Source organism: Comamonas terrae (assembly GCF_001544075.1).
Classification (GTDB): Bacteria; Pseudomonadota; Gammaproteobacteria; order Burkholderiales; family Burkholderiaceae_C; genus Comamonas; species Comamonas terrae.
Genome location: NZ_BCNT01000026.1, coordinates 1 through 19,731, shown reverse-complemented (window position 1 = coordinate 19,731; position 19,731 = coordinate 1). Strand labels below are relative to the sequence as shown.

Annotated in this window: 17 protein-coding genes; 13 read left to right on the top strand and 4 right to left on the bottom strand. The window is 65.8% G+C overall.

The annotated features are described in order from the left end of the window. The gene (locus Cte04_RS20885) at positions 1 to 294 is read left to right on the top strand and encodes a YciI family protein (protein ID WP_066483739.1); all 294 of its coding nucleotides are present in this window, start codon (positions 1 to 3) and stop codon (positions 292 to 294) included. A gap of 50 nt (positions 295 to 344) precedes the next feature. Here the strand turns inward: Cte04_RS20885 and gntR are convergent, their stop codons facing one another. Further along, positions 345 to 1,427: an HTH-type transcriptional regulator GntR gene (gene gntR / locus Cte04_RS20880; protein ID WP_066483733.1), complete on the bottom strand. Its 1,083-nt coding sequence runs from the start codon at positions 1,425 to 1,427 to the stop codon at positions 345 to 347. Between the two features lie 260 nt (positions 1,428 to 1,687). On the opposite strand from gntR, the gene Cte04_RS20875 reads away from it, so the two are divergent. From Cte04_RS20875 to eda, 6 genes are all read left to right on the top strand, one after another. Continuing rightward, positions 1,688 to 2,266 (top strand): gluconokinase, encoded by a 579-nt coding sequence (locus Cte04_RS20875; RefSeq protein ID WP_245633464.1) that lies wholly within the window; start codon positions 1,688 to 1,690, stop codon positions 2,264 to 2,266. Between the two features lie 19 nt (positions 2,267 to 2,285). After that, the gene (locus Cte04_RS20870) at positions 2,286 to 2,795 is read left to right on the top strand and encodes a TRAP transporter small permease (protein ID WP_066483731.1); all 510 of its coding nucleotides are present in this window, start codon (positions 2,286 to 2,288) and stop codon (positions 2,793 to 2,795) included. Positions 2,796 to 2,819: 24 nt separating this feature from the next. Then, positions 2,820 to 4,100, top strand: a complete 1,281-nt coding sequence (locus Cte04_RS20865; RefSeq protein WP_066483729.1) for a TRAP transporter large permease — start codon at positions 2,820 to 2,822, stop codon at positions 4,098 to 4,100. Between the two features lie 132 nt (positions 4,101 to 4,232). Further along, a complete protein-coding gene (locus Cte04_RS20860) occupies positions 4,233 to 5,234 on the top strand; it encodes a TRAP transporter substrate-binding protein (protein ID WP_066483724.1) in 1,002 nt (333 codons plus the stop codon). 157 nt (positions 5,235 to 5,391) lie between these two features. Next, positions 5,392 to 7,209 carry a phosphogluconate dehydratase gene (gene edd / locus Cte04_RS20855; RefSeq protein ID WP_066483722.1) on the top strand — a complete coding sequence of 606 codons (1,818 nt, stop codon included), beginning with the start codon at positions 5,392 to 5,394 and terminating at the stop codon, positions 7,207 to 7,209. Continuing rightward, on the top strand, positions 7,200 to 7,835 hold the full coding sequence (eda, locus tag Cte04_RS20850; protein WP_066483719.1) for a bifunctional 4-hydroxy-2-oxoglutarate aldolase/2-dehydro-3-deoxy-phosphogluconate aldolase: 636 nt from the start codon (positions 7,200 to 7,202) through the stop codon (positions 7,833 to 7,835). The genes edd and eda overlap by 10 nt, the downstream gene beginning before the upstream one ends. A 115-nt stretch (positions 7,836 to 7,950) precedes the next feature. Here eda and Cte04_RS20845 read toward each other — a convergent pair whose 3' ends face one another. Continuing rightward, the gene (locus tag Cte04_RS20845) at positions 7,951 to 8,277 is read right to left on the bottom strand and encodes a winged helix-turn-helix domain-containing protein (RefSeq protein ID WP_066483781.1); all 327 of its coding nucleotides are present in this window, start codon (positions 8,275 to 8,277) and stop codon (positions 7,951 to 7,953) included. 464 nt (positions 8,278 to 8,741) lie between these two features. Between Cte04_RS20845 and bioB the strand changes: the two genes are divergently transcribed. The 4 genes from bioB to bioF all read left to right on the top strand — a co-directional run bounded on the left by bioB (position 8,742) and on the right by bioF (position 13,149). Next, the gene (gene bioB, locus Cte04_RS20840; protein WP_066483712.1) at positions 8,742 to 9,767 is read left to right on the top strand and encodes a biotin synthase BioB; all 1,026 of its coding nucleotides are present in this window, start codon (positions 8,742 to 8,744) and stop codon (positions 9,765 to 9,767) included. Between the two features lie 132 nt (positions 9,768 to 9,899). Then, complete coding sequence (bioA, locus tag Cte04_RS20835) at positions 9,900 to 11,252, top strand: adenosylmethionine--8-amino-7-oxononanoate transaminase (protein WP_066483710.1); 1,353 nt, start codon at positions 9,900 to 9,902, stop codon at positions 11,250 to 11,252. After that, positions 11,249 to 11,932, top strand: coding sequence for a dethiobiotin synthase (gene bioD / locus Cte04_RS20830; protein WP_066483709.1), 684 nt, complete (start codon positions 11,249 to 11,251; stop codon positions 11,930 to 11,932). Before bioA ends, bioD begins: the two co-directional genes overlap by 4 nt. Then, positions 11,929 to 13,149, top strand: coding sequence for an 8-amino-7-oxononanoate synthase (bioF, locus tag Cte04_RS20825; RefSeq protein WP_066483708.1), 1,221 nt, complete (start codon positions 11,929 to 11,931; stop codon positions 13,147 to 13,149). The genes bioD and bioF overlap by 4 nt, the downstream gene beginning before the upstream one ends. Here the strand turns inward: bioF and Cte04_RS20820 are convergent. Beyond that, positions 13,146 to 14,264 (bottom strand): site-specific integrase, encoded by a 1,119-nt coding sequence (locus Cte04_RS20820; protein ID WP_083526791.1) that lies wholly within the window; start codon positions 14,262 to 14,264, stop codon positions 13,146 to 13,148. The two genes, bioF and Cte04_RS20820, sit on opposite strands and share 4 nt — an antisense overlap. Before the next feature lie 314 nt (positions 14,265 to 14,578). Between Cte04_RS20820 and Cte04_RS20815 the strand changes: the two genes are divergently transcribed. Both Cte04_RS20815 and Cte04_RS20810 read left to right on the top strand, forming a co-directional pair. Then, the gene (locus Cte04_RS20815; protein ID WP_066483703.1) at positions 14,579 to 15,577 is read left to right on the top strand and encodes a DNA-binding protein; all 999 of its coding nucleotides are present in this window, start codon (positions 14,579 to 14,581) and stop codon (positions 15,575 to 15,577) included. 501 nt (positions 15,578 to 16,078) lie between these two features. Beyond that, positions 16,079 to 18,253, top strand: a complete 2,175-nt coding sequence (locus Cte04_RS20810) for a catalase (protein ID WP_174522956.1) — start codon at positions 16,079 to 16,081, stop codon at positions 18,251 to 18,253. Between the two features lie 62 nt (positions 18,254 to 18,315). Here the strand turns inward: Cte04_RS20810 and Cte04_RS20805 are convergent. After that, positions 18,316 to 19,731: methyl-accepting chemotaxis protein (locus Cte04_RS20805; RefSeq protein WP_066483700.1), on the bottom strand; the 1,416-nt coding region annotated here is incomplete at its 5' end.

Here is a 19,731-nt window from a genome sequence, read left to right as displayed (position 1 = left end):
ATGCGCTGGATCGCCATCTTTACCGACACGCCGAAGATGCTGGAGGTGCGTGCGCGGCTCCAGGACGAGCATCTGGCGTTTCTGGACCGCTACCGCGATGAAATCGTGCTGGCCGGCGGCTGCCGCCTGCAGCCGGAAGGCGACTACATGGGCGGGCTCTGGATTTTTGAAGTGGCGGGCCGCGAGCGGGCCGTGGAGCTGATCGGGCAGGACCCGTATTTCATCCACGGCGCGCGCAGCTATGAGCTGCGGATCTGGGGCAAGGCCTTTCCCGGGCGCCAGATTCTGCTGTAGGGACGTGTGGGGTTTGCTGCCGCCATGGCTTCCAGCTATGGCAGAAGCGTCTAGCTGCTGTGCCGCACCACGAGTTCGTAGCCCAGATCCAGCCGCGGCGTGGCCACGGTTTCGCCGCGCATCAACTGCAGCAGCATCCGTGCGGATTCGGCGCCGATGGCGCCGCGCGGCGTGCGAACCGTGGTCAGCGGCGGCAGCATCTGGTCGCTGCCGGGCAGGTCGTTGAAGCCCGTGATGGCCAGGCGCTCGGGCACGGGAATGCCGCGGCGCAGCGCCTCGAGCAGCGCGCCCTGGGCGATGTCGTCGTTGCAGAAGAAGAGGGCGTCGATGGCCGGGTCGCGCTGCAGCGCCTGGGTCAGCAGCTCGGCGCCCAGCGCCATCGAGGTCGGCTGGGGCCACAGCAGCTCCAGCGCCGGGTCGTACAGGCCTTGCTGCTCCAGCATGGCGCGCCAGCCGGCCGCGCGCTGCATCACGCGCGCATCAAGCTGGCCCGCGCAGAAGGCGATGCGCCGGCGTCCGCGCTCGAGCAGGTGGCGCGTGATGGCGGCGCCGGCCTCGGCCTGCGAAAAGCCCACGCAGGGCGTCTGGGCCGTCCCCGGGGCAGGCTCGTCTGCGGCGCTGAGCTCCATCATGTGCACACAGGGGATCTTGCTGTCGGCCAGCAGTTTGCGCGCCGCAGGGCTGTGGTCGAAGCCCGTGAGCAGCAGGCCCGCCGGACGCAGCGGCAGATAGGTGCGCAGCAGCTGCTCCTCCTCTGCGCGGTCGTAATGGGTCACGCCGATCAGCGCATGGTAGCCGGCCGCGAACAGCACCTTGTGGATGGACTCGATGAGGTCCACGAACAAGGTGTTGGACAGCAGCGGCACCAGCACCAGCACCTGGGTGCTTTTCTGCGAGGCCAGCGCGCGGGCCGCGGGGTCGGGCACATAGCCCATGCGCTGGGCGGCGGCCTGGATCTTCTCCACTAGCTGCGGGTCCACGCGCCGCTCGCCGCGCAGCGCGCGCGAGACCGTCATGGCGCTCACGCCCACGGCCTGTGCCACATCGCTGAGCGTGACGCGGCCGCTGGCACGGGGCGAGCGGCCACGGGCACCGGGACGTGGCGAGGAGGGTGGAGGTGTGCTGCTGTCCAAGGGATTGTCCTAGTCTTTGGAAGGTGGGAAGCGCAGTTATGATAGCGCTAACCAAGCGATTGCCACAGCTTTGTGAATGTTGTGGGAGGGTAACCCCCCCAGGCAGCCACGCAAAGCCCGCTGGTGCCACTTTTTGGGAGACATGGGTCTCCCACAAAGAAGCACTGCAGCAGTCGCCGGCCCATGATGCCAGGCGCATGGGCTCCGTTTTCAACCAGGTAGCAGCACGCAGCGTGCTCGCTGCCTCTTTTTTCAAGGTTATGGATAGCGCTAACCAAACAACGCCGCCACGCACGCTGATCGTCATGGGCGTATCGGGCTGCGGCAAATCCAGCGTGGCCCAGCAGCTTGCGGCCTCGCTGGGCTGGGCTTTGCATGAAGGCGATGCCTACCACTCCGAAGCCAGCATCGCCAAGATGCGCGCCGGTGTGCCGCTGACCGACGAAGACCGCGCCGACTGGCTGGCGCGCCTGGCCCGGTTGCTGGCGGAGGCCGCAACGGCCGGGCCTGCCCAAGGCGTGGTGCTGACCTGCTCGGCGCTCAAGCGCAAGTACCGCGACCAGCTGCGCGCCGGCTCCGGGCAGGGCGCCGTGGGTTTTGTGTTTCTCGATCTCGACTACGACACGGCGCTGCAGCGCGTGCAGGAGCGCGCCGGCCATTTCTTCTCGCCGGAGCTGGTGGCCAACCAGTTCGCCACGCTGGAGCGCCCCGACGGCGAGTCCTGCGTGCTGGGCGTGGATGCCACGCTGCCGCTGGCGGACATCGTGGGCCGCGTCAACGCCTGGCTGGCCGTGCCCCCGCGCGCAGCGGCGGCCTCTCTTTCTTCTTCCCAACCCTGAGCATCAGGAGGTTCAACAAATGAGTCCGGAAAAAACTCCCGCTGCTCCCAAGCCACGCCTGCAGCGGCTGGCCGAGGCGCTGATGGTTCTGGCCCTGGCCGGCATGGTGGTGGCCGTTTTCATCAATGTGGTGCTGCGCTATGTGTTCAACACCAGCATCGTCTCGTACGAGGAAATCTCGCGCCTGCTGTTCGTCTGGCTGGTGGCCATCGGCGCCATCGTCGCGGCCTTCGAGGGCAGCCACCTGGGCTTCGACCTCGTGACCTCGCGCGTGGGACCGGTGGGCCGCAAGGTGTTGTTCTGGCTGTCGCAACTGCTGGTCGTGGCCTGCATGGTGTTGCTGCTGTGGGGCTCCTGGGCCCAGGTCCAGGCGGGCCTGTCCAGCTTCAGCACGGTGCTCGGCTACCCGCTGGCCCTGGGCGCGGCGGCCACGCTGGTGCTCGCCGTGGGGCTGTTGTTGGTGGCCGCGCGCGACATGCGCCGCGGCACGCCGGTGGAGCGCGATGCAGGCGCTCTGGACATCGAATAAGGCATTGGAGAGGGGCAACGCACCATGGTCGTGACCTTTATTTTTCTGTTCGTTCTGATCGGCGGCATGGTGATCGGCATGCCGATCGCCCAGGCGCTGGTGCTCACCGGCGTGGCGCTGATGTGGCACCTGGACTTCTTCGATTCGCAACTGCTGGCCCAGAACCTGCAGGCCGGCTTCGACAATTTCCCGCTGCTGGCCGTGCCGTTCTTCATCCTGGCCGGGGAGCTGATGAACGCCGGCGGCCTGTCGCGCCGCATCATCGATCTGGCCAGCGCCTTCGTCGGCCATATCCGCGGCGGCCTGGGCTATGTGGCCATCGGCGCGGCCGTGCTGCTGGCCTCCATGAGCGGCTCGGCCATTGCCGATACCGCGGCGCTGGCCACCATCCTGCTGCCCATGATGCGCGACCACAAGTATCCGGACAGCTACGGCGCGGGCCTGCTGGCTTCGGGCGGCATCATCGCGCCCATCATTCCGCCGTCCATGCCGTTCGTGATCTACGGCGTGACGACCAACACCTCGATCAGCAAGCTGTTCCTGTCGGGCGTGGTGCCCGGCCTCATCATGGGCGCCTTCCTGGTGTTTGCCTGGTGGTGGATTGCGCGCAAATACCAGCTGTCCCAGGGCCGGCGCGTGAGCTGGGGCGAGCGCATCAAGGCGCTGGCCAAGAGCTTCTGGGCCATGATGATGCCGGTCATCATCCTGGGCGGCCTCAAGGGCGGCGTGTTCACGCCCACCGAGGCTGCCGTGGTGGCGGCCGTCTATGCGTTGTTCGTCTCCATGGTGGTCTACCGCGAGATGAGCTGGTCCCGGCTCTACGAAGTGTTCCTGGCCGCGGCCAAGACCACGGCGGTGGTCATGTTCCTGTGCGGCGCCGCCACGGTGACGGCCTACATGATCACGCTGGCCGACCTGCCCAACATGCTGGCCGACACCTTCTCCGGCGTGCTCGGCCACCCCACGGCCTTCATGGCGCTGATGATGCTGTTCCTGCTCGTCGTGGGCACGGCCATGGACCTGACGCCGACGATCCTGATCTTCGGCCCCGTGTGCGCGCCGCTGGCCGCCAAGGCCGGCATCGACCCCGTGTACTTCGGCTTCATGTTCATCTATGTGGGCTGCATCGGCCTGATCACGCCGCCCGTGGGCACGGTGCAGAACGTGGTGGCCGGCGTGGGCCGGCTGCGCATGGAGACGGTGATCAAGGGCACCAACCCGTTCCTGATGGCCTATGTGCTGCTGGCCGTGTTGCTGGTGCTGTTCCCGCAGATCGTGACCGGCCCGCTCAGGTGGATGCACTGATCGGAATGTGCTGATTGCTTCGATATCAATAGCTGCTGTCGCTTTCCACATAAGCGGTAGCGGCCAAAACACTGAAATTTCCCGGGGCGGTTTGCCCGTTGTTTGCCCTCTAGATAAACCAAGGAGATAGGTATGCGAATCAAATTTGCTCTGGCTGGCGCGCTGGCCGCCCTCGTAGCAGCCGGCGCCGTGCAGGCGCAGGATTTCAAGCCGCGCATCGTGCGCTTCGGCTATGGCCTGGTGGACGACTCCAACCAGGGCCGCGCCGCGCGCTTCTTCGCCAAGGAAGTGGAAAAGGCCACGGGCGGCAAGATGAAGGTGCGCGCCATCGGCAACGCCTCGCTGGGTTCGGACACGCAGATGCAGCAGGCGCTGATCGGCGGCGCCCAGGAGATGATGGTGGGCTCCACGGCCACCCTGGTCGGCATCGCGCCCCAGATGGCGCTGTGGGATACGCCGTTCCTGATCAACAACACCAAGGAAGCCGATGCGCTGCTGGACGGCCCCGTGGGCGAGCGCGTGAAGGCCACGCTGGAGCCCAAGGGCATGGTGGGCCTGGTCTACTGGGAAAACGGCTTCCGCAACCTGACCAACAATAAGCACCCCGTGGCCAAGCTCGAGGACATGAACGGCATCAAGCTGCGCGTGATGCAGAACAATGTCTTCCTCGACAGCTTCAAGGCCCTGGGCGCCAATGCGGTGCCGCTGCCGTTCTCCGAGCTGTTCACCGCGCTGGAGACCAAGGCCGTGGACGGCCAGGAGAATCCCTACAACACCGTGCTGTCCAGCAAGTTCTATGAGGTGCAGAAGTACCTGACGGTGACCAACCATGTCTACAGCCCCTGGATTCTCACCGTGAGCAAGAAATGGTGGGACGGCCTGACCAAGGACGAGCAGAAAGTGCTGATGGAGGCGGCCAAGAAGAGCCGCGAGTTCGAGCGCCAGGACACCCGCGCCGAAGCCGCCAAGGCCCTGGCCGATCTCAAGCAAAAGGGCATGGTGGTCAACGAACTGTCCGCCGCCGAAGCCGACCGCATGCGCGCCAAGCTGACCAGCGTGCATGCCTCGGTGGCCAACGGCGTGGGCCAGGATCTGTGGAAGCAGACCCAGGACGAGCTGAAAAAGCTGCGCTGACACGCCGCACCCTGAGGCGCTGCGGCGCCTTTCCCTCGAAAGGGGGCGACACCCGCATGGCGGCGCGGCCGGTCCCGGCCTTGGCCCGGTCCTTGCGCGGTGTCCCTGAGTTGGAGCAGGCCGGTCTCGAGGCCGCTCCCGATTACGGATAACGGATATGAAACTCCATCCCATTGTCGAAGCTGTCACGCGCCGCATCCGCGAGCGCAGCAGCGCCACGCGCAGCGCCTACCTGGAGCAGGTGGATGCCATGGCCTCTCGCCCGCCCGGCGCCCAGTCCATGGGCTGCGCCAACGTGGCCCATGCGTTTGCCGGCCTGCCGGGCGCGGACCGCATCCGCATCGTCGAGCAGAAGGCGCCCAACGTGGCCATCGTCACGGCCTACAACGACGTGCTTTCGGCCCATGCGCCGCTGGCGCGCTATCCCGACATCCTCAAGGACGAGGCGCGCCAGCTGGGCGCCACGGCCCAGGTGGCCGGCGGCGTGCCGGCCATGTGCGACGGGGTGACGCAGGGCGCGCCGGGCATGGAGCTGTCGCTGTTCAGCCGCGACGCCATTGCGCAAGGCACGGCGATTGCGCTCTCGCACGACATGTTCGATGCGGCGCTGATGCTGGGCGTGTGCGACAAGATCGTGCCCGGCCTGCTGATCGGCGCGCTGCACTTCGGCCACCTGCCCACGGTCTTCGTGCCGGCGGGCCCCATGACCTCGGGCCTGTCCAACAACGAAAAGGCCAAGGTGCGCGAGCAGGCCGCTCAGGGCCTGGTGGGCCGCAAGGAACTGCTGGCCGCCGAATCGGCCGCCTACCACGGCGAAGGCACCTGTACCTTCTATGGCACGGCCAACAGCAACCAGATGCTGCTCGAGGCCATGGGCCTGCACGTGCCGGGCACGGCCTTCATCAACCCCGGCGATGCCGAGCGCGAGCTGCTCACGCGCGAGGCCATGCGCAGCGTGCTGGCCATCACCAAGGCCGGGCGCTTCGCCCCCATCGGCCGCGTGGTGGACGAGCGCTGTATCGTCAATGCCATGGTGGCCCTGCTGGCCACGGGCGGCTCCACCAACCACCTGATCCACTGGGTGGCCGTGGCGCGCTCGGCGGGCATCGTCATCGACTGGAACGATTTTTCCGAACTCTCGGGCGTGGTGCCGCTGCTGGCGCGCGTCTACCCCAACGGCAGCGCCGACGTGAACCAGTTCCAGGCCGCCGGCGGCCCGGGCTATGTGATCAGCCAGCTGCTCAAGGCAGGCCTCATGCATGGCGACGTGCTCACCGTGCGCGAGGAGGGGCTGTGGGCCTTTGCGCGCATTCCGCGCGTCGAGGCTGGCAAGCTGGCCTGGCACGACGCGGGCGAGTCTGGCGACCTGTCGGTGCTGCGCCCGGCCGGCGCGCCGTTCAGTCCCACGGGCGGGCTCAAGCTGCTCACCGGCAACCTGGGCCGCAGCGTGATCAAGGTCAGCGCCGTGCCCGAGGACCGGCATGTGGTCGAGGCTCCGGCACGCGTCTTCGACTCGCAGGAAGCGCTGCAGCAGGCCTTCAAGGCCGGCGAGTTGGAGCGCGACGTGGTCTGCGTGGTGCGCTGGCAGGGGCCGCGCGCCAACGGCATGCCCGAGCTGCACAAGCTCACGCCGCCGCTGGCCGTGCTGCAGGGCAAGGGCTTCAAGGTGGCGCTGGTGACGGACGGACGCATGAGCGGTGCCTCGGGCAAGGTGCCCGCGGCCATCCATGTCTCGCCCGAAGCCGGTGCCGGGGGCCCGCTGTCCAAGGTGCGCGACGGCGACCTGGTGCGGCTGGACGCCGCGGCCGGCACGCTGGCCGTGCTGGTCGATGAAGAGGAATGGAGCCGGCGGGCCGCAGCCGAGATGCCGCAGGTGCAGCGGCTGGACAACGGCCGCGGATTTGGACGTGAACTGTTTGCCGGTTTCCGGCGCCATGCGCTCAGCGCGGAAGAGGGAGCCTGCACATGGCTGTAGAACTGTCGGCTTTGGCCATCATGCAGGATGCACCGGTGATTCCGGTCATCGTGCTCGACAAGGTAGAACATGCGGTGCCCATGGCCCGGGCCCTGGTGGCCGGCGGCATACGCGTGCTGGAAGTGACCCTGCGCACGTCGCAGGGCCTGGCCTGCATCGAAGCCATTGCCACGGCGGTGCCCGAAGCCATCGTGGGCGCAGGCACGGTGCGCAATGCGGGCGATGCCAGGGCCGCCCACGGTGCCGGCGCGCGCTTTGCCGTAAGCCCCGGCTATACCGGCGCGCTGGGCCGGGCCTGCCGGGACCTGCGGCTGCCGCTGCTGCCAGGCGTTGCCACCAGCAGCGAAATCATGGCGGCCCAGGCCGACGGCTTCAACGAACTGAAATTCTTCCCCGCGATGCAGGCAGGCGGCCCGGCCATGCTCAAGGCTTGGCAGGGGCCGTTCGGCGACGTGCGCTTTTGCCCCACGGGCGGCATCTCGCCCGCGAATGCGGCCGATTTCCTGTCGCTGAAGAATGTGGTCTGCGTGGGGGGCTCATGGCTGGTGCCAGCCGATGCGCTGCAGCGCGGCGACTGGACGCACATCACCGCTCTGGCCCGCGAAGCCGCCGCTTTGCCGCGCTGAAAAGGCCGGGCCGGCCTGGCTTTCAGCTGGGCAGTTGCTGCGGCTTGCGGGCTTTGGCAGGGCTGCCTTGATGAAGGCCGGCCGCGAGCCGGCCTTGTTTATGCTTCAGAAGCGGCTAGGGGCGTTGAACCATGGCCAGCAACTGGTCGATATCGCCCTGGCAGGCCTTTGCTGCGCGATGCTCTATGCGCCGGTATAGCGCAATCACCGCGCGCCCTGTATCCGTCAACGTCGCTCCTCCCCCGCCCGCGCCACCCATGGCGGTGGCCACGGCCGGAGCATTCAGCGCCTGGTTGACCCCGTCGACCAGCAGCCAGGCCCGGCGATAAGACATACCCAGGCATTTGGCGGCAGCGGCAATGGAGCCGTGGCGGCCTATGGCTTCCAGCAGCGCAATCTTTCCCGGCCCGATGGCGATCGCGTCACCGGCCATGACGCGCATGCGCAGCTTCATGACCGGTGTGCCGCCGGTTTTTTCCGGGTGGGCGGGCAATTTCGCGGGTAAAGAGGCGTCGGACATGTGCAAGGGAAGCCGGAGGGGGCTGTCTATGGCCAGGAACCGGAAAGGGCCTGGCGGGACTGAAAATTTTCGCATGCCTGTCCCATGCGGCAGGCGCCGTGCCGTGTGAAAAATGACGCGCAGGCATCCGTGCATATCTTCGCCATGGGTTCGGTGCGCATTGAATGCCGTTGGCGCCTGTTGGCTCCAAATTGGCAGTTGCTTGGACAAGCGATTTGCCAATGTCTTCCAAATGATGCCGATCTGCTGCTAAAAATGAATCAATTTGCGGCTTTTTCGAAGCATTGAAAAGGGGCGGTTTATTTTTGCCAGGTCAGCCGATTTTTCATGCATTGCCCGGTTTTTTCTGTTCAGAATGAAAAAAGACATTCACAGAAGGAGCCACGATGACCGCTTGCAGCACTTCCACGCATACCGTGCAATGGCATGCCCGACCGGAGCAGGAGCCGACCGCCCCAACCGAGCCCGCCTGGAGCGTGGAAGCCGTCCAGGGGCTGCTGGACAAGCCATTCATGGATTTGCTGTTCCAGGCCCAGAGCGTTCACCGCGAACACTGGCCGGCCGGCGAAATCGAGCTGGCCACGCTGCTGTCGGTCAAGACCGGCGGCTGCCCCGAGAACTGCGGCTATTGCCCGCAGTCGGCCGAGTTCGAAACCGGCGTCAAGGCCGAGAAACTGATGAGCGTGCAAGAGGTGACCCGCGCGGCCCAGGCCGCCAAGGATGCGGGCGCCACGCGCTTTTGCATGGGTGCGGCCTGGCGCGCCCCCAAGGACCGCGACATCGAGAAGATGAATGAACTGATCGGCGCCGTCAAAGGCCTGGGGCTGCAGACCTGCGCCACGCTGGGCATGCTGCAGCCGCATCAGGCGCAGTCCCTGCGCGAGGCGGGGCTGGACTATTACAACCACAACCTTGATACCGCACCCGAGTATTACCGGGACGTGGTGAGCACGCGCCAGTACCAGGATCGCCTCGATACGCTGCAGGCCGTGCGCGATGCCGGCATCAGCGTGTGCTGCGGCGGCATCATCGGCATGGGCGAGGAGGTGGTGCATCGCGCGGGCCTGATCGCCCAACTGGCCAACATGGATCCGTATCCCGAATCCGTCCCCATCAACAGCCTGGTGCGTGTGCCCGGTACCCCGCTGGCCGACAGCGAGCCTGTCGATCCCCTGGATTTCGTGCGTGTGATCGCCGTGGCCCGCATCACCATGCCCAAAGCGCGCGTACGCCTCTCGGCCGGCCGCCAGCAGCTTGGCGAGGCCGTGCAGACGCTGTGCTTCATGGCCGGCGCCAACTCCATCTTCTATGGCGACAAGCTGCTGGTCACCGGCAACCCCGATGTGGAAGCCGACACCACGCTGATGCGCAAGCTGGGCCTGCACGGGCTGCGGGCTTCCGTCGCCGGCTGAATCCCGCCAGCGGGCCAGCACCTAGGTTTCCCCGGCACCGCGCCGGGGTTTCGTCTTCTTGGATTCGATGGCTTTGCAGGGGGCCAGGCTCCGCTGTGCCTGCTTGCGCCTGCTTTTCTTCAGGAGTTTTTGATGGACAACTGTCTTGCCAGCCGCAGCATGCGGCATGTGTGGCATCCCTGCACACAGATGAAGCGGCACGAAGCCGCGCCGCCGGTTGCGATCGACCATGCCAGCGGCCCCTGGCTCGTGGATACCCAGGGCCGGCGCTATCTGGACGGCATCAGCTCCTGGTGGGTGAATCTTTTCGGCCACTCGCATCCGCACATTCGGGCCGCATTGGCCGAGCAGATGCAGCGCCTCGACCATGTGATGCTGGCCGGCTTCACCCATGCCCCGGTGGTGGAGCTGTCCGAGCGCCTGGCCGGGCTGACCGGCCTGGGTCATGCGTTCTACGGCAGCGACGGCGCCTCGGCCACCGAGATCGCACTGAAGATGAGCGCGCACTACTGGCGCAACCGGGGACAGCCTGCCAAACACCGCTTCGTGGGCCTGGCCGGCGGCTACCACGGCGAGACCGTGGGCGCGCTCTCGGTCACCGATATCGCGCTGTTCCGCGATGCCTATGGCCCGCTGGTGCGGCTGTCGGCCACCGTGCCCAGCCCCGATGCACGCCAGGCCCGGCCCGGTGAAACGGCCGCCGACGTGGCGCGCCGCGCTGCAGAAGGCCTGGAAGCCTGGCTGCAAGCCCACCACACAGAGACTGCGGCCCTGATTCTGGAGCCACTGGTGCAATGCGCCGCCGGCATGGCCATGCACGATGCCGAGTATTTGCGCCTGGCCCGAGCACTGTGCGACCGCTTCGAGGTGCATCTGGTGGTGGACGAAATCGCCGTCGGCTTCGGCCGCACGGGCAGTCTGTTTGCCCACCAGCAGGCAGGCATCACACCAGATTTCATCTGCCTTTCCAAAGGACTGACTGGCGGCACGCTGCCGCTGTCTGCGGTGCTGACCACGGACGCAGTCTATGCCGCGTTCTACGACGACGATGCCGCGCGTGGCTTTTTGCATTCGCACTCCTACACCGGCAACCCGCTGGCCTGCCGCGCCGCCGTGGCCACGCTGGAGCTGTTCGAGCAGCTCGACACGCTGGCAGCCAATCGCCAACTGGCCCAGCGCATCAGCGCCGCATTTGCGCCTCTGGCGGCACATCCGCGCGTGCGCCACGCGCGCCGGCAGGGAATGATCTGGGCCTGGGATATCGATACCCGGTTGCCCGACTTTTCCCAGCGCTACCACGCCGCAGCCCTGGCCCACGGCCTGCTGCTGAGGCCAATAGGGCCCATGGGCCGCACGCTGTACTGCATGCCGCCCTATCTGCTGGACGATGCGGCCGTGGCGCATCTGGGCCGTGCAGCCCTTGCTGCGCTGGACGATACGTTGCTGCAAGAAGCAGCGCTACCCGCGCAGGAGGTGCAAGCATGATCGGCTGCTTCGTGACCGGAACCGATACCGGTGTGGGCAAGACCCTGGCCAGCTGCGCACTGCTGCATGCGCTGGCCAAGCACCATCCGCGCGTGGTGGGCATGAAAGCCGTCGCCGCGGGGGCCGAGCCTGACGGGCAGGGCGGCTGGGCCAATGAGGACACGCTGGCCTTGCGTGCGGCCTCCACGCTGGCCGTGCCCGCTGCACTGGACAATCCGGTGCTGCTGCCCGACCCGGTGTCGCCCCATATCGCCGCCAGGCGCGCAGGGGTGCAAGTGACGCTGCCGCCCATTCTGGACGCCTACCGCCAACTGGCCGCGCAAGCCGATGCCGTCGTGGTCGAAGGCGCAGGCGGCTGGCGTGTGCCGCTGTCCGAGACGCTCGGCATTGCCGATCTGGCGATGGCACTGCAACTGCCCGTGGTGCTGGTGGTGGGGCTGAAGCTGGGCTGTCTGAACCATGCGCTGCTGACGGCCGAAGCCATACGCGCCAGCGGCTTGCCGCTGGCGGGCTGGATGGCCAGCCGCGTCGACCCGCAGATGCTGGTGCCCGAGGAGAACATGGACTGGCTGCGCCGCCAGATGGATGCATGGGGCGCTCCGCTGCTCGCGGACATTCCATGGCAGGCCACGCCCGATCCGCATTCGGTTGCGGTCACGCTGCCCAGGGGTTGGCAATGAGTACAGCAAGCGCATCCAATTTCTGGCTGCGGGACATTCCCCGGCAGCTGGCGGCGCTCGACGCCGCCGCACTGCGCCGCTCCCGCCGCACCGTGGAGCCCTTGCAAGGGGCGCATATTGCGGTGGACGGGCGGCCCATGCTGCAGTTTTGCAGCAACGACTATCTGGGCCTGGCCCGGCATCCGGCCCTGGTCGACGCGGCCTGCGCCGGCGCGCGCGACTTTGGCGTGGGCTCGGGCGGCTCGCCCATGGTCAACGGCCACAGCACGGCCAATGCCGCGCTGGAGGACGATCTGGCCCGCTTTGTGCAATTGCCCCGGGCCTTGTACTTTTATGCCGGCTTTGCCACCAACGCCAGCATCATCCCGGCCCTGGTGGGCGCTGGCGATGCCGTCTTCTCGGATGCGCTGAACCACGCCAGCCTGATCGATGGCTGCCGGCTCTCGCGTGCGCAAATCCACCGCTTTGCGCATGGCGATCTGGCGGCGCTGGAAAGCCAGCTGGCTGCCTGCACCATCCCCCGCAAGCTGGTGGTGAGCGATGCAGTGTTCAGCATGGACGGCAATGTGGCCGACATTCCCGGCCTGCTGGCCCTGTGCGAGCGCCACGACGCCCTGCTGCTGCTGGACGATGCCCACGGCTTCGGCGTGCTCGGCCCCGAGGGGCGCGGCAGCCTGGCAGCTGCAGGCCTGACCGGTGACAAGGCTTCCCCCCGCGTGCTGTACATGGCCACGCTGAGCAAGGCCGCTGGCGTGTCGGGCGCCTTTGTCGCGGGGCACGAATTGCTGATCGAGTGGCTGCTGCAGAAGACGCGCAGCTACACCTTTGCCACGGCCGCCCCGGCCTTGCTCGCGCAGGCGCTGCAGGCGAGCCTGCGGCTGATCGAGCACGAGAGCAGCTTGCGCGAGCAACTGCAGGCACGCATCGCTCAGTTGCGCGCCGGCTTGCAGCCCTTGCTGCAGGACACCGGCTGGCGGCTGCTGCCCTCGCACACCGCCGTGCAGGCGCTGGTGATCGGCGGCAATGCCGCCGCGCTGGACTTGATGGAAGGCCTGCGCCGGCGCGGCCTGTGGGTGCCGGCGATCCGCCCGCCCACGGTGCCTGCAGGCACTGCCCGCCTGCGCATTGCGCTGTCCGCTGCGCACACCGATGCCGACGTTGAGCAACTGCTGGCCGCACTGGGTGAACTGGCATTGCTGCCGGCAACGACTTCCTAGTTCTCAGGATCCAGCAACCGGGCTGCGCGGTTCTGCAGAGCCGTATCCGCCCGGTAATAGCCCATGACGGTGTTGACGCTGTGGTGCCCCGTCAGCGCCATGGTGTCCGGCAGCGGCACATTTTGGCGCCCGGCCTCGGTCACAAAGCCCGAGCGCAGCGAGTGCGCCGAAAAATCGCCATCCACCCCGGCCAGTTTGCAGCGCTGCTGGACGATGTTGCGCACCGCCGCTGGCGTGAGCGGTTCGGCCACATGGCCGCCTTTGCGGATGCGGCGAAAGATAGGGCCTTCGTGAATTTGCGCAGCAGCCAGCCAGGCACTCAGGGCCGTGGCCGCCCGTCCGGTGACGGGCTTGTGGTTCTCGGGTGCATCCAGGCCCGACTGGTTGGTCTTGGAATGCGCCAGCGTATAGATATAGTCGCTGGGCCCCACGGCGCGCAGGTAGCGCATGTCGGCTGCGGCCACTTCGGAGCGCCTGCGGCCTCCGCTGCTCCAGGCAAACAACAGCAGGGCCCGGTCGCGCAAGCCGCGCAGGCTGTCGTCACAGGTGGCCAGCAGCTGTTCCAGCACATCGCGGGTCAGGGCATCCTTCTTCTGGGCCTGCTCGCCCCGGCGCGCATAGGCCTTGCGGGTGCGTGACATGAGCTCGCGCACTGCGCCGTCCTGACAGGGATTGCTCAGCCCGTGAACCTGGTGCGCCTTGGACAGCACCGCTACGCGGTGCACCAGCGTGTTGTGCGCGGGCGGGCCTTTTTTCCCTTTGTAGCCGGCGGCAACCAGCGCCTGGTCTATTTCCTCGGGCATCTCGTTCACCAGGCCGTTGGCGCCCTGGCGCTGCGCATGGTCGATGATGAATTGCAGAACCGTCGAAACGGGCAGCGGCAGCTGCATGGTCCGCCCCATGCGCAGCACATGCCAGGCAGCCCAGTACCGCATGGCGCTCTGGTAGCTGGAGCGCGTATTGATCGACTCGCCCTCGCGCATCAGCTCCCGAATGGCTTTTTGGGCCGCTGGCGGCAGCGCCGGGGAGCTTCCGGCCGGGTTCACGCTGCACAAGGGCGGGGCGGCATCGATATCGCCGCTCAGGGAAGAAGGCAAAAGCTCGTCGGAAGACATGGAGTGATTGTCGCCGCGGCCGGCCGGTGGTTTTTCCAGATTGGCGTTGCCGGCCGCAGTTTCCTGTGGGGCCGCCTGCAATGACGATCCGCGTGGGTGAGCGCGGAACCTTGCTTTCCACCAATTGCCGGCATTCCGCTTGCGAAAAAGGTCTTTCAGATACCGATCAGGGCCCAAGTAGCTGTAATGTAGCAAATTCATTTGTATGAAAACATCATATGTATTATTTAATACATGTTATGTTTGATGTATAACGAAAATATTCAATAAACCACGATAACAATCACTTATCGTTAGTAAAAAAGATATTTCATATGAATACACCAAAAACCACGTCCAGAGGTGTGCAGGAAGCCGATGTCTGGGCTGCTGCAGATGCCTTGATCGCCCAGGGGCTGCGCCCCACGATCGAACGCGTGCGCCAGCACATCGGTCGCGGTTCCCCCAATACCGTCAGTCCCATGCTGGAAAACTGGTTTGCCACACTGGGGCGCAGGCTGGGCGTGGCAGGGGAGCAGGATGCTGCGCAGGCTTCCTCGGTGCCGGAGCCGATCCAGCGCATGGCGCAGGAGTTGTGGAACACGGCGCGGGAAGAGGCGCTGCAGTCAGCCTCAGCCGCTCTGGCCGAACGAGAAGCAGCGCTTCAGGCTGCCGAGGCCGAGCAGGCGGCTCAGAAGGAACAGCTGCTCCAGCGGGAAACCGCGATGCAGGCCCAGAAGGAGGCGATGAACCAGGCGCTGCAGCTGGCCCAGGCCCAGGCCCAGGATCTGGCGCGCCGGCTTGACGACGTGCAGCAGCATTTGCAGGACCGCGATGAGCGCATGGAAGAGCTGCGCGAAGCTCTGGCCCAGGCTTCGCGGCAAAAGGAGTCGCTGCAGCAAAAGCACAGCGAGGAAATGCAGGCTGCCGCGCTGGAGCGCCAGCGCCTGGCCGAGCAATATGCGGGCAACGAGCGCCATATGCTCAACGAGGTGGACCGCGCACGCCAGGAACTCAGCAACGCCAAGAAGGCGGCGCAGGAACAGGAGCGCAAGGCGGAAGCCCGAAGCCAGGAACTGCAGGCGCGCCTGGAACGCTCGGAGCAGGAAATCCTGAACCTGCATACACAGCTGCAGGCCGCCCAGAATGCGGCAGCACTTGCCCAGGAGCGTGCGGCAGACATCAAGAGCCTGCTGGAGGCCCAGCAACGCATGGCAGCCGCCGGCAGCACGGCAGAACCCGGCGCTTTGATGGCCTCCGGCGCACGCAAATCCAATCTGTCCGCCGCGCGCCGCTCCATGCTGCGCATGCGCGAGCGTCGCTCGCCGCGCTGAATCCTGAATCGTCTTTGACCAGGCGCAGGCTTTCCATGCCATTGGCGGAGCCGGGGTAGGGGAGTGGGCAAATGCAGTGTCGATGACCGGAGTGGGAATCCATACCCGCGAGTGCGTACCCGGTAGGAACTTGTTGATGGAAACGCGTGTGCATCCAATCTTTTGTCAATTTCGTGATGCAGCCCCATCAAGGACATGCACAGGTTCTCGACGGCCTTCGGCAAGGACTCTTCGGCCGAGATGCTGACGTTCAGGGCATAGGTGGCGTCGAAAGTAACTGGAGGCGCAGCCGCCGCAACCACCTCGGACCGCCATGCAACCGCGCAAAAGCCCCCGTTCGACGCAGAGCCCGAAGGCAAATTTCTTGATCTGCGGAAATGCGAGGTACTTTTTCCTACGTACCGCTTGGCACTTGAGCGACGCCCCCATGCAGACGCTCCCAATAAGGTCAAAGGTTCATGTCCGTTCGCGGACCCTGACGCTTTGATTAAGGAGGTCTTCATGCCACAAAAGCCCAAAGCGCCGTCCCATGGGGCGGCCAGCGTGTCCAAGTCGTCTCAAGCGCCGCGCTCCAACGTTCCGCAAGCCGATCAAGCGGTGTATGAGGCAGTTGTGGGGCAGGGTGGTGAACTACACCAAAACCTCCCTTCAAACCGTAACATCCGGCCCGATTCGCAAGCCCTCACCGACAATTTCGGGCACCGCATAGCCGACAACCAGAATTCGCTGCGAGCTGGCGAGCGCGGGCCCACGTTGCTCGAAGACTTCATCCTGCGAGAGAAGATCTTCCATTTTGACCACGAACGTATCCCTGAGCGCATCGTGCATGCGCGCGGCTCGGGCGCGCACGGCGTGTTCGAGTGCACGAAGGCGATTCCGGAGCTGACCAAGGCATCCATCTTCCAGAAGGCGGGCGCCACCTGCCCGGTGTTCGTGCGCTTTTCCACTGTGGCCGGCGGGGCTGGCTCCATCGACACACCGCGCGACGTGCGCGGCTTCGCCGTCAAGCTCTACACCGACACCGGCAACTGGGACCTGGTGGGCAACAACATCCCCGTCTTCTTCATCCAGGACGCGATGAAGTTCCCCGACCTCGTGCACAGCGTGAAGATGGAAGCCGACCGCGGCTACCCGCAGGCCGCCACGGCGCACGACACGCTCTGGGACTTCATCGGGCTGATGCCCGAGTCCATGCACATGATCATGTGGGCCATGTCGGACCGTGCGATTCCTCGCAGTTTCCGCATGATCGAGGGTTTTGGCGTGCACACCTTCCGCCTGGTCAATGCAAAGGGCGAGGGCCGCTTCGTCAAGTTCCACTGGAAGCCGGTACTGGGCATCGAGTCCACCTGCTGGGACGAGGCCGTGAAGATCGCGGGAGCCGACCCTGATTTCCTGCGGCGCGACCTGTACGAAGCCATCGACCAGGGCGACTTCCCCGCCTGGGATCTGGGCATCCAGGTGTTCGATGAAGACTGGGCCGCCCGGCAGCCCTACGACGTACTGGACGCCACCAAGCTGATCCCCGAGGAAGAGGTGCCGGTGCAGATCGTCGGCCGCATGACGCTCAACCGCAATCCAGACAACTTCTTCGCCGAGGTCGAACAGGCGGCTTTCCTGCCCTCCAACGTCATTCCCGGCATCGACTTCACCAACGATCCGCTGCTGCAGGGGCGGCTGTTCTCGTACCTCGACACGCAGAAGTCGCGCCTGGGCACGACCAACTTCCACCAGATCCCGATCAACGCGCCCAAGTGCCCATTCCATAACTTCCAGCGCGACGGCATGATGCAGACGATGGTGCCCACCGGCCGCGCCAACTACGAGCCCAACAGCCTGGCAGAGGCGGGCGAGGATGGCGGCCCGCGCGCCTGCCCCGAGATGGGCTTCACCTCCTTTCCCGCCAATGCCGAGCGCAACGACGCGGCCCAGAAGCTGCGCATCCGCGCCGAGCTGTTTGCCGACCACTACAGCCAGGCACGGCAGTTCTACCGCTCGCAGACGCGTAGCGAGCAGGCGCACATCGCCTCGGCGCTGGTGTTCGAGCTGTCGAAGGTGGCGCTGGAGCACGTGCGCGAACGTGTCGTGGCACGGCTGCGCAACATCGACGAAGACCTCGCCAAGCGTGTGGCTGCGGGGCTGGCGATCAAGCTGCCGTCCAAAGCCAGGGCCGCGCGCGAGCCGGTGGAGATGGCGCCCTCCGACGCGCTGTCCATCCACAAGCAGGCCAAGAACACCTTCGCTGGACGCAAGGTCGGGCTGCTGTTTGCCGAAGGTTCGGACAAGGCAGCCATAGACAAGCTCAAGGCCGAGGTGGAAAAGGCCGGCGGCAGCGTCTTCCTCGTGGCGCCCAAGGTGGGCGGCATCCCCGTCAAGGGCGGTACGCTCAAGGCCGACGGGCAGCTGGCAGGATCGCCCTCGGTACTGTTCGACGCGGTGGCCAGCATTCTCATGCCCAAGCAGGCCGAGCAGCTGACCCGCGAAGGCGCGGCCGTGCAGTGGTTCATGGATGCCTATGGCCACTGCAAGACCATTGCACATTGCCAGGGCTCGCAGGTACTGCTGGACAAGGCGGGCGTGGAAAAGGACGAAGGGGTGGTACCCGTCGAAGCGCTTGTGAAGACAGGCGTGCGGCGCCATTGGGAGCGTGAGCCGAAAGTGCGAATGCTCGCCTGATCAAACCACGGCCTGACCCAGGGGGCCAGGCACTTTGCAGGGTGCAGGGGGAAATGCACTGGCTAAAAAGCCTCCCAATCGTTATCCATTCCTGCACCTTGCTGTGCACCCGCGATGGCTGCAGGCCGACGGGGGGCAGGCGACTTGGCCGATATGGCCTGAACCGCAGGCTTGACCGTGTTGACCGTATTCACCGGCTGCTTTGTGCTCCTTGGTGTGATTGACGCCGAAGCTCGGATCACGTGCTCATGCCCGGACAGCTTGAAGACCGCGACAGCTTCCACCAACGACTGCGCCTGGTGGTTGAGGCTACTGGCAGCCGCCGCCATTTCTTCCACCAGCGCCGCATTTTGCTGGGTCGTCTGGTCCATCTGCGTGACGGCTTCGCCGACCTGTGCCACACCCTGGCTTTGCTCATGGCTGGCGGCACTGATCTCGCCCATGACATCGGTCACGCGGCGAATGGCCGTGACCACCTCGGTCATGGTGGTGCCGGCCTTGTCGACGAGCTGTGTGCCTTGTTCCACGCGCCCCACACTGGTATCGATCAGGGCCTTGATTTCCTTGGCGGCCTCGGCCGAGCGTCCGGCCAGGGCCCGCACTTCGCCCGCAACCACGGCAAAGCCACGGCCTTGCTCGCCGGCCCTCGCCGCCTCCACTGCGGCGTTCAAGGCCAGGATGTTGGTCTGGAAGGCGATGCCATCGATGACGCTGATGATATCGGCGATCTTGTGGCTGCTTTCGTTGATGCTTTTCATGGTCTCCACCACTTCAGCAACAACCTCTCCCCCCTGGGCAGCGACCGTGGACGCGCTCATGGCCATCTGGTTGGCTTGGCGGGCGTTATCGGCGTTTTGCTTGACGGTGGAGCCCAGCTCTTCCATGGACGCCGCGGTCTGCTCCAGTGCGCTGGCCTGCTCTTCCGTGCGGCCGGACAGATCATGGTTGCCTGCGGCGATCTGGGCGCTGGCCGATGCCACGCCCTGCGCATTGGTGCGCACCGAAGTTACTGTTTTCACCAGGCTTTGCTGCATGCGTTGCAGTGCGCCAAGCAGGTGTCCCATTTCGTCTTTGGACTGCGCGGCGATCTGGCCGCTCAGATCTCCGCTTGCCACGCGATCCGCCACTTCGACCGCTTGTGCCAGCGGGCGGGTGATGGAGCGGATGATGGCCCAGGCCAGAAAGACTGCGACGGCGATGGCGATGGCACCTGTGACCAATACCTCCCATACCAGCTGCTGTGCGGCGCTCTCGGCCCGCTGGCTGGCATTGTCCGAACGCTGGGTCTGGTCGGTCAACAGATCATGAATCGCTCGCTGGTAGTCACGAAGGACAGGACGCAGCTGGGTTTCCAGCACGGAGAGCGCTTCATCCCGTTGGCTGCCTTCAACGAGCGCAAGGAACTGATCGCCCTGTTTCAGAAAGGCGGCACGATGCTGCTGCACGCGGGCCAGCAGGTTCTTTCCTTCAACCGATTG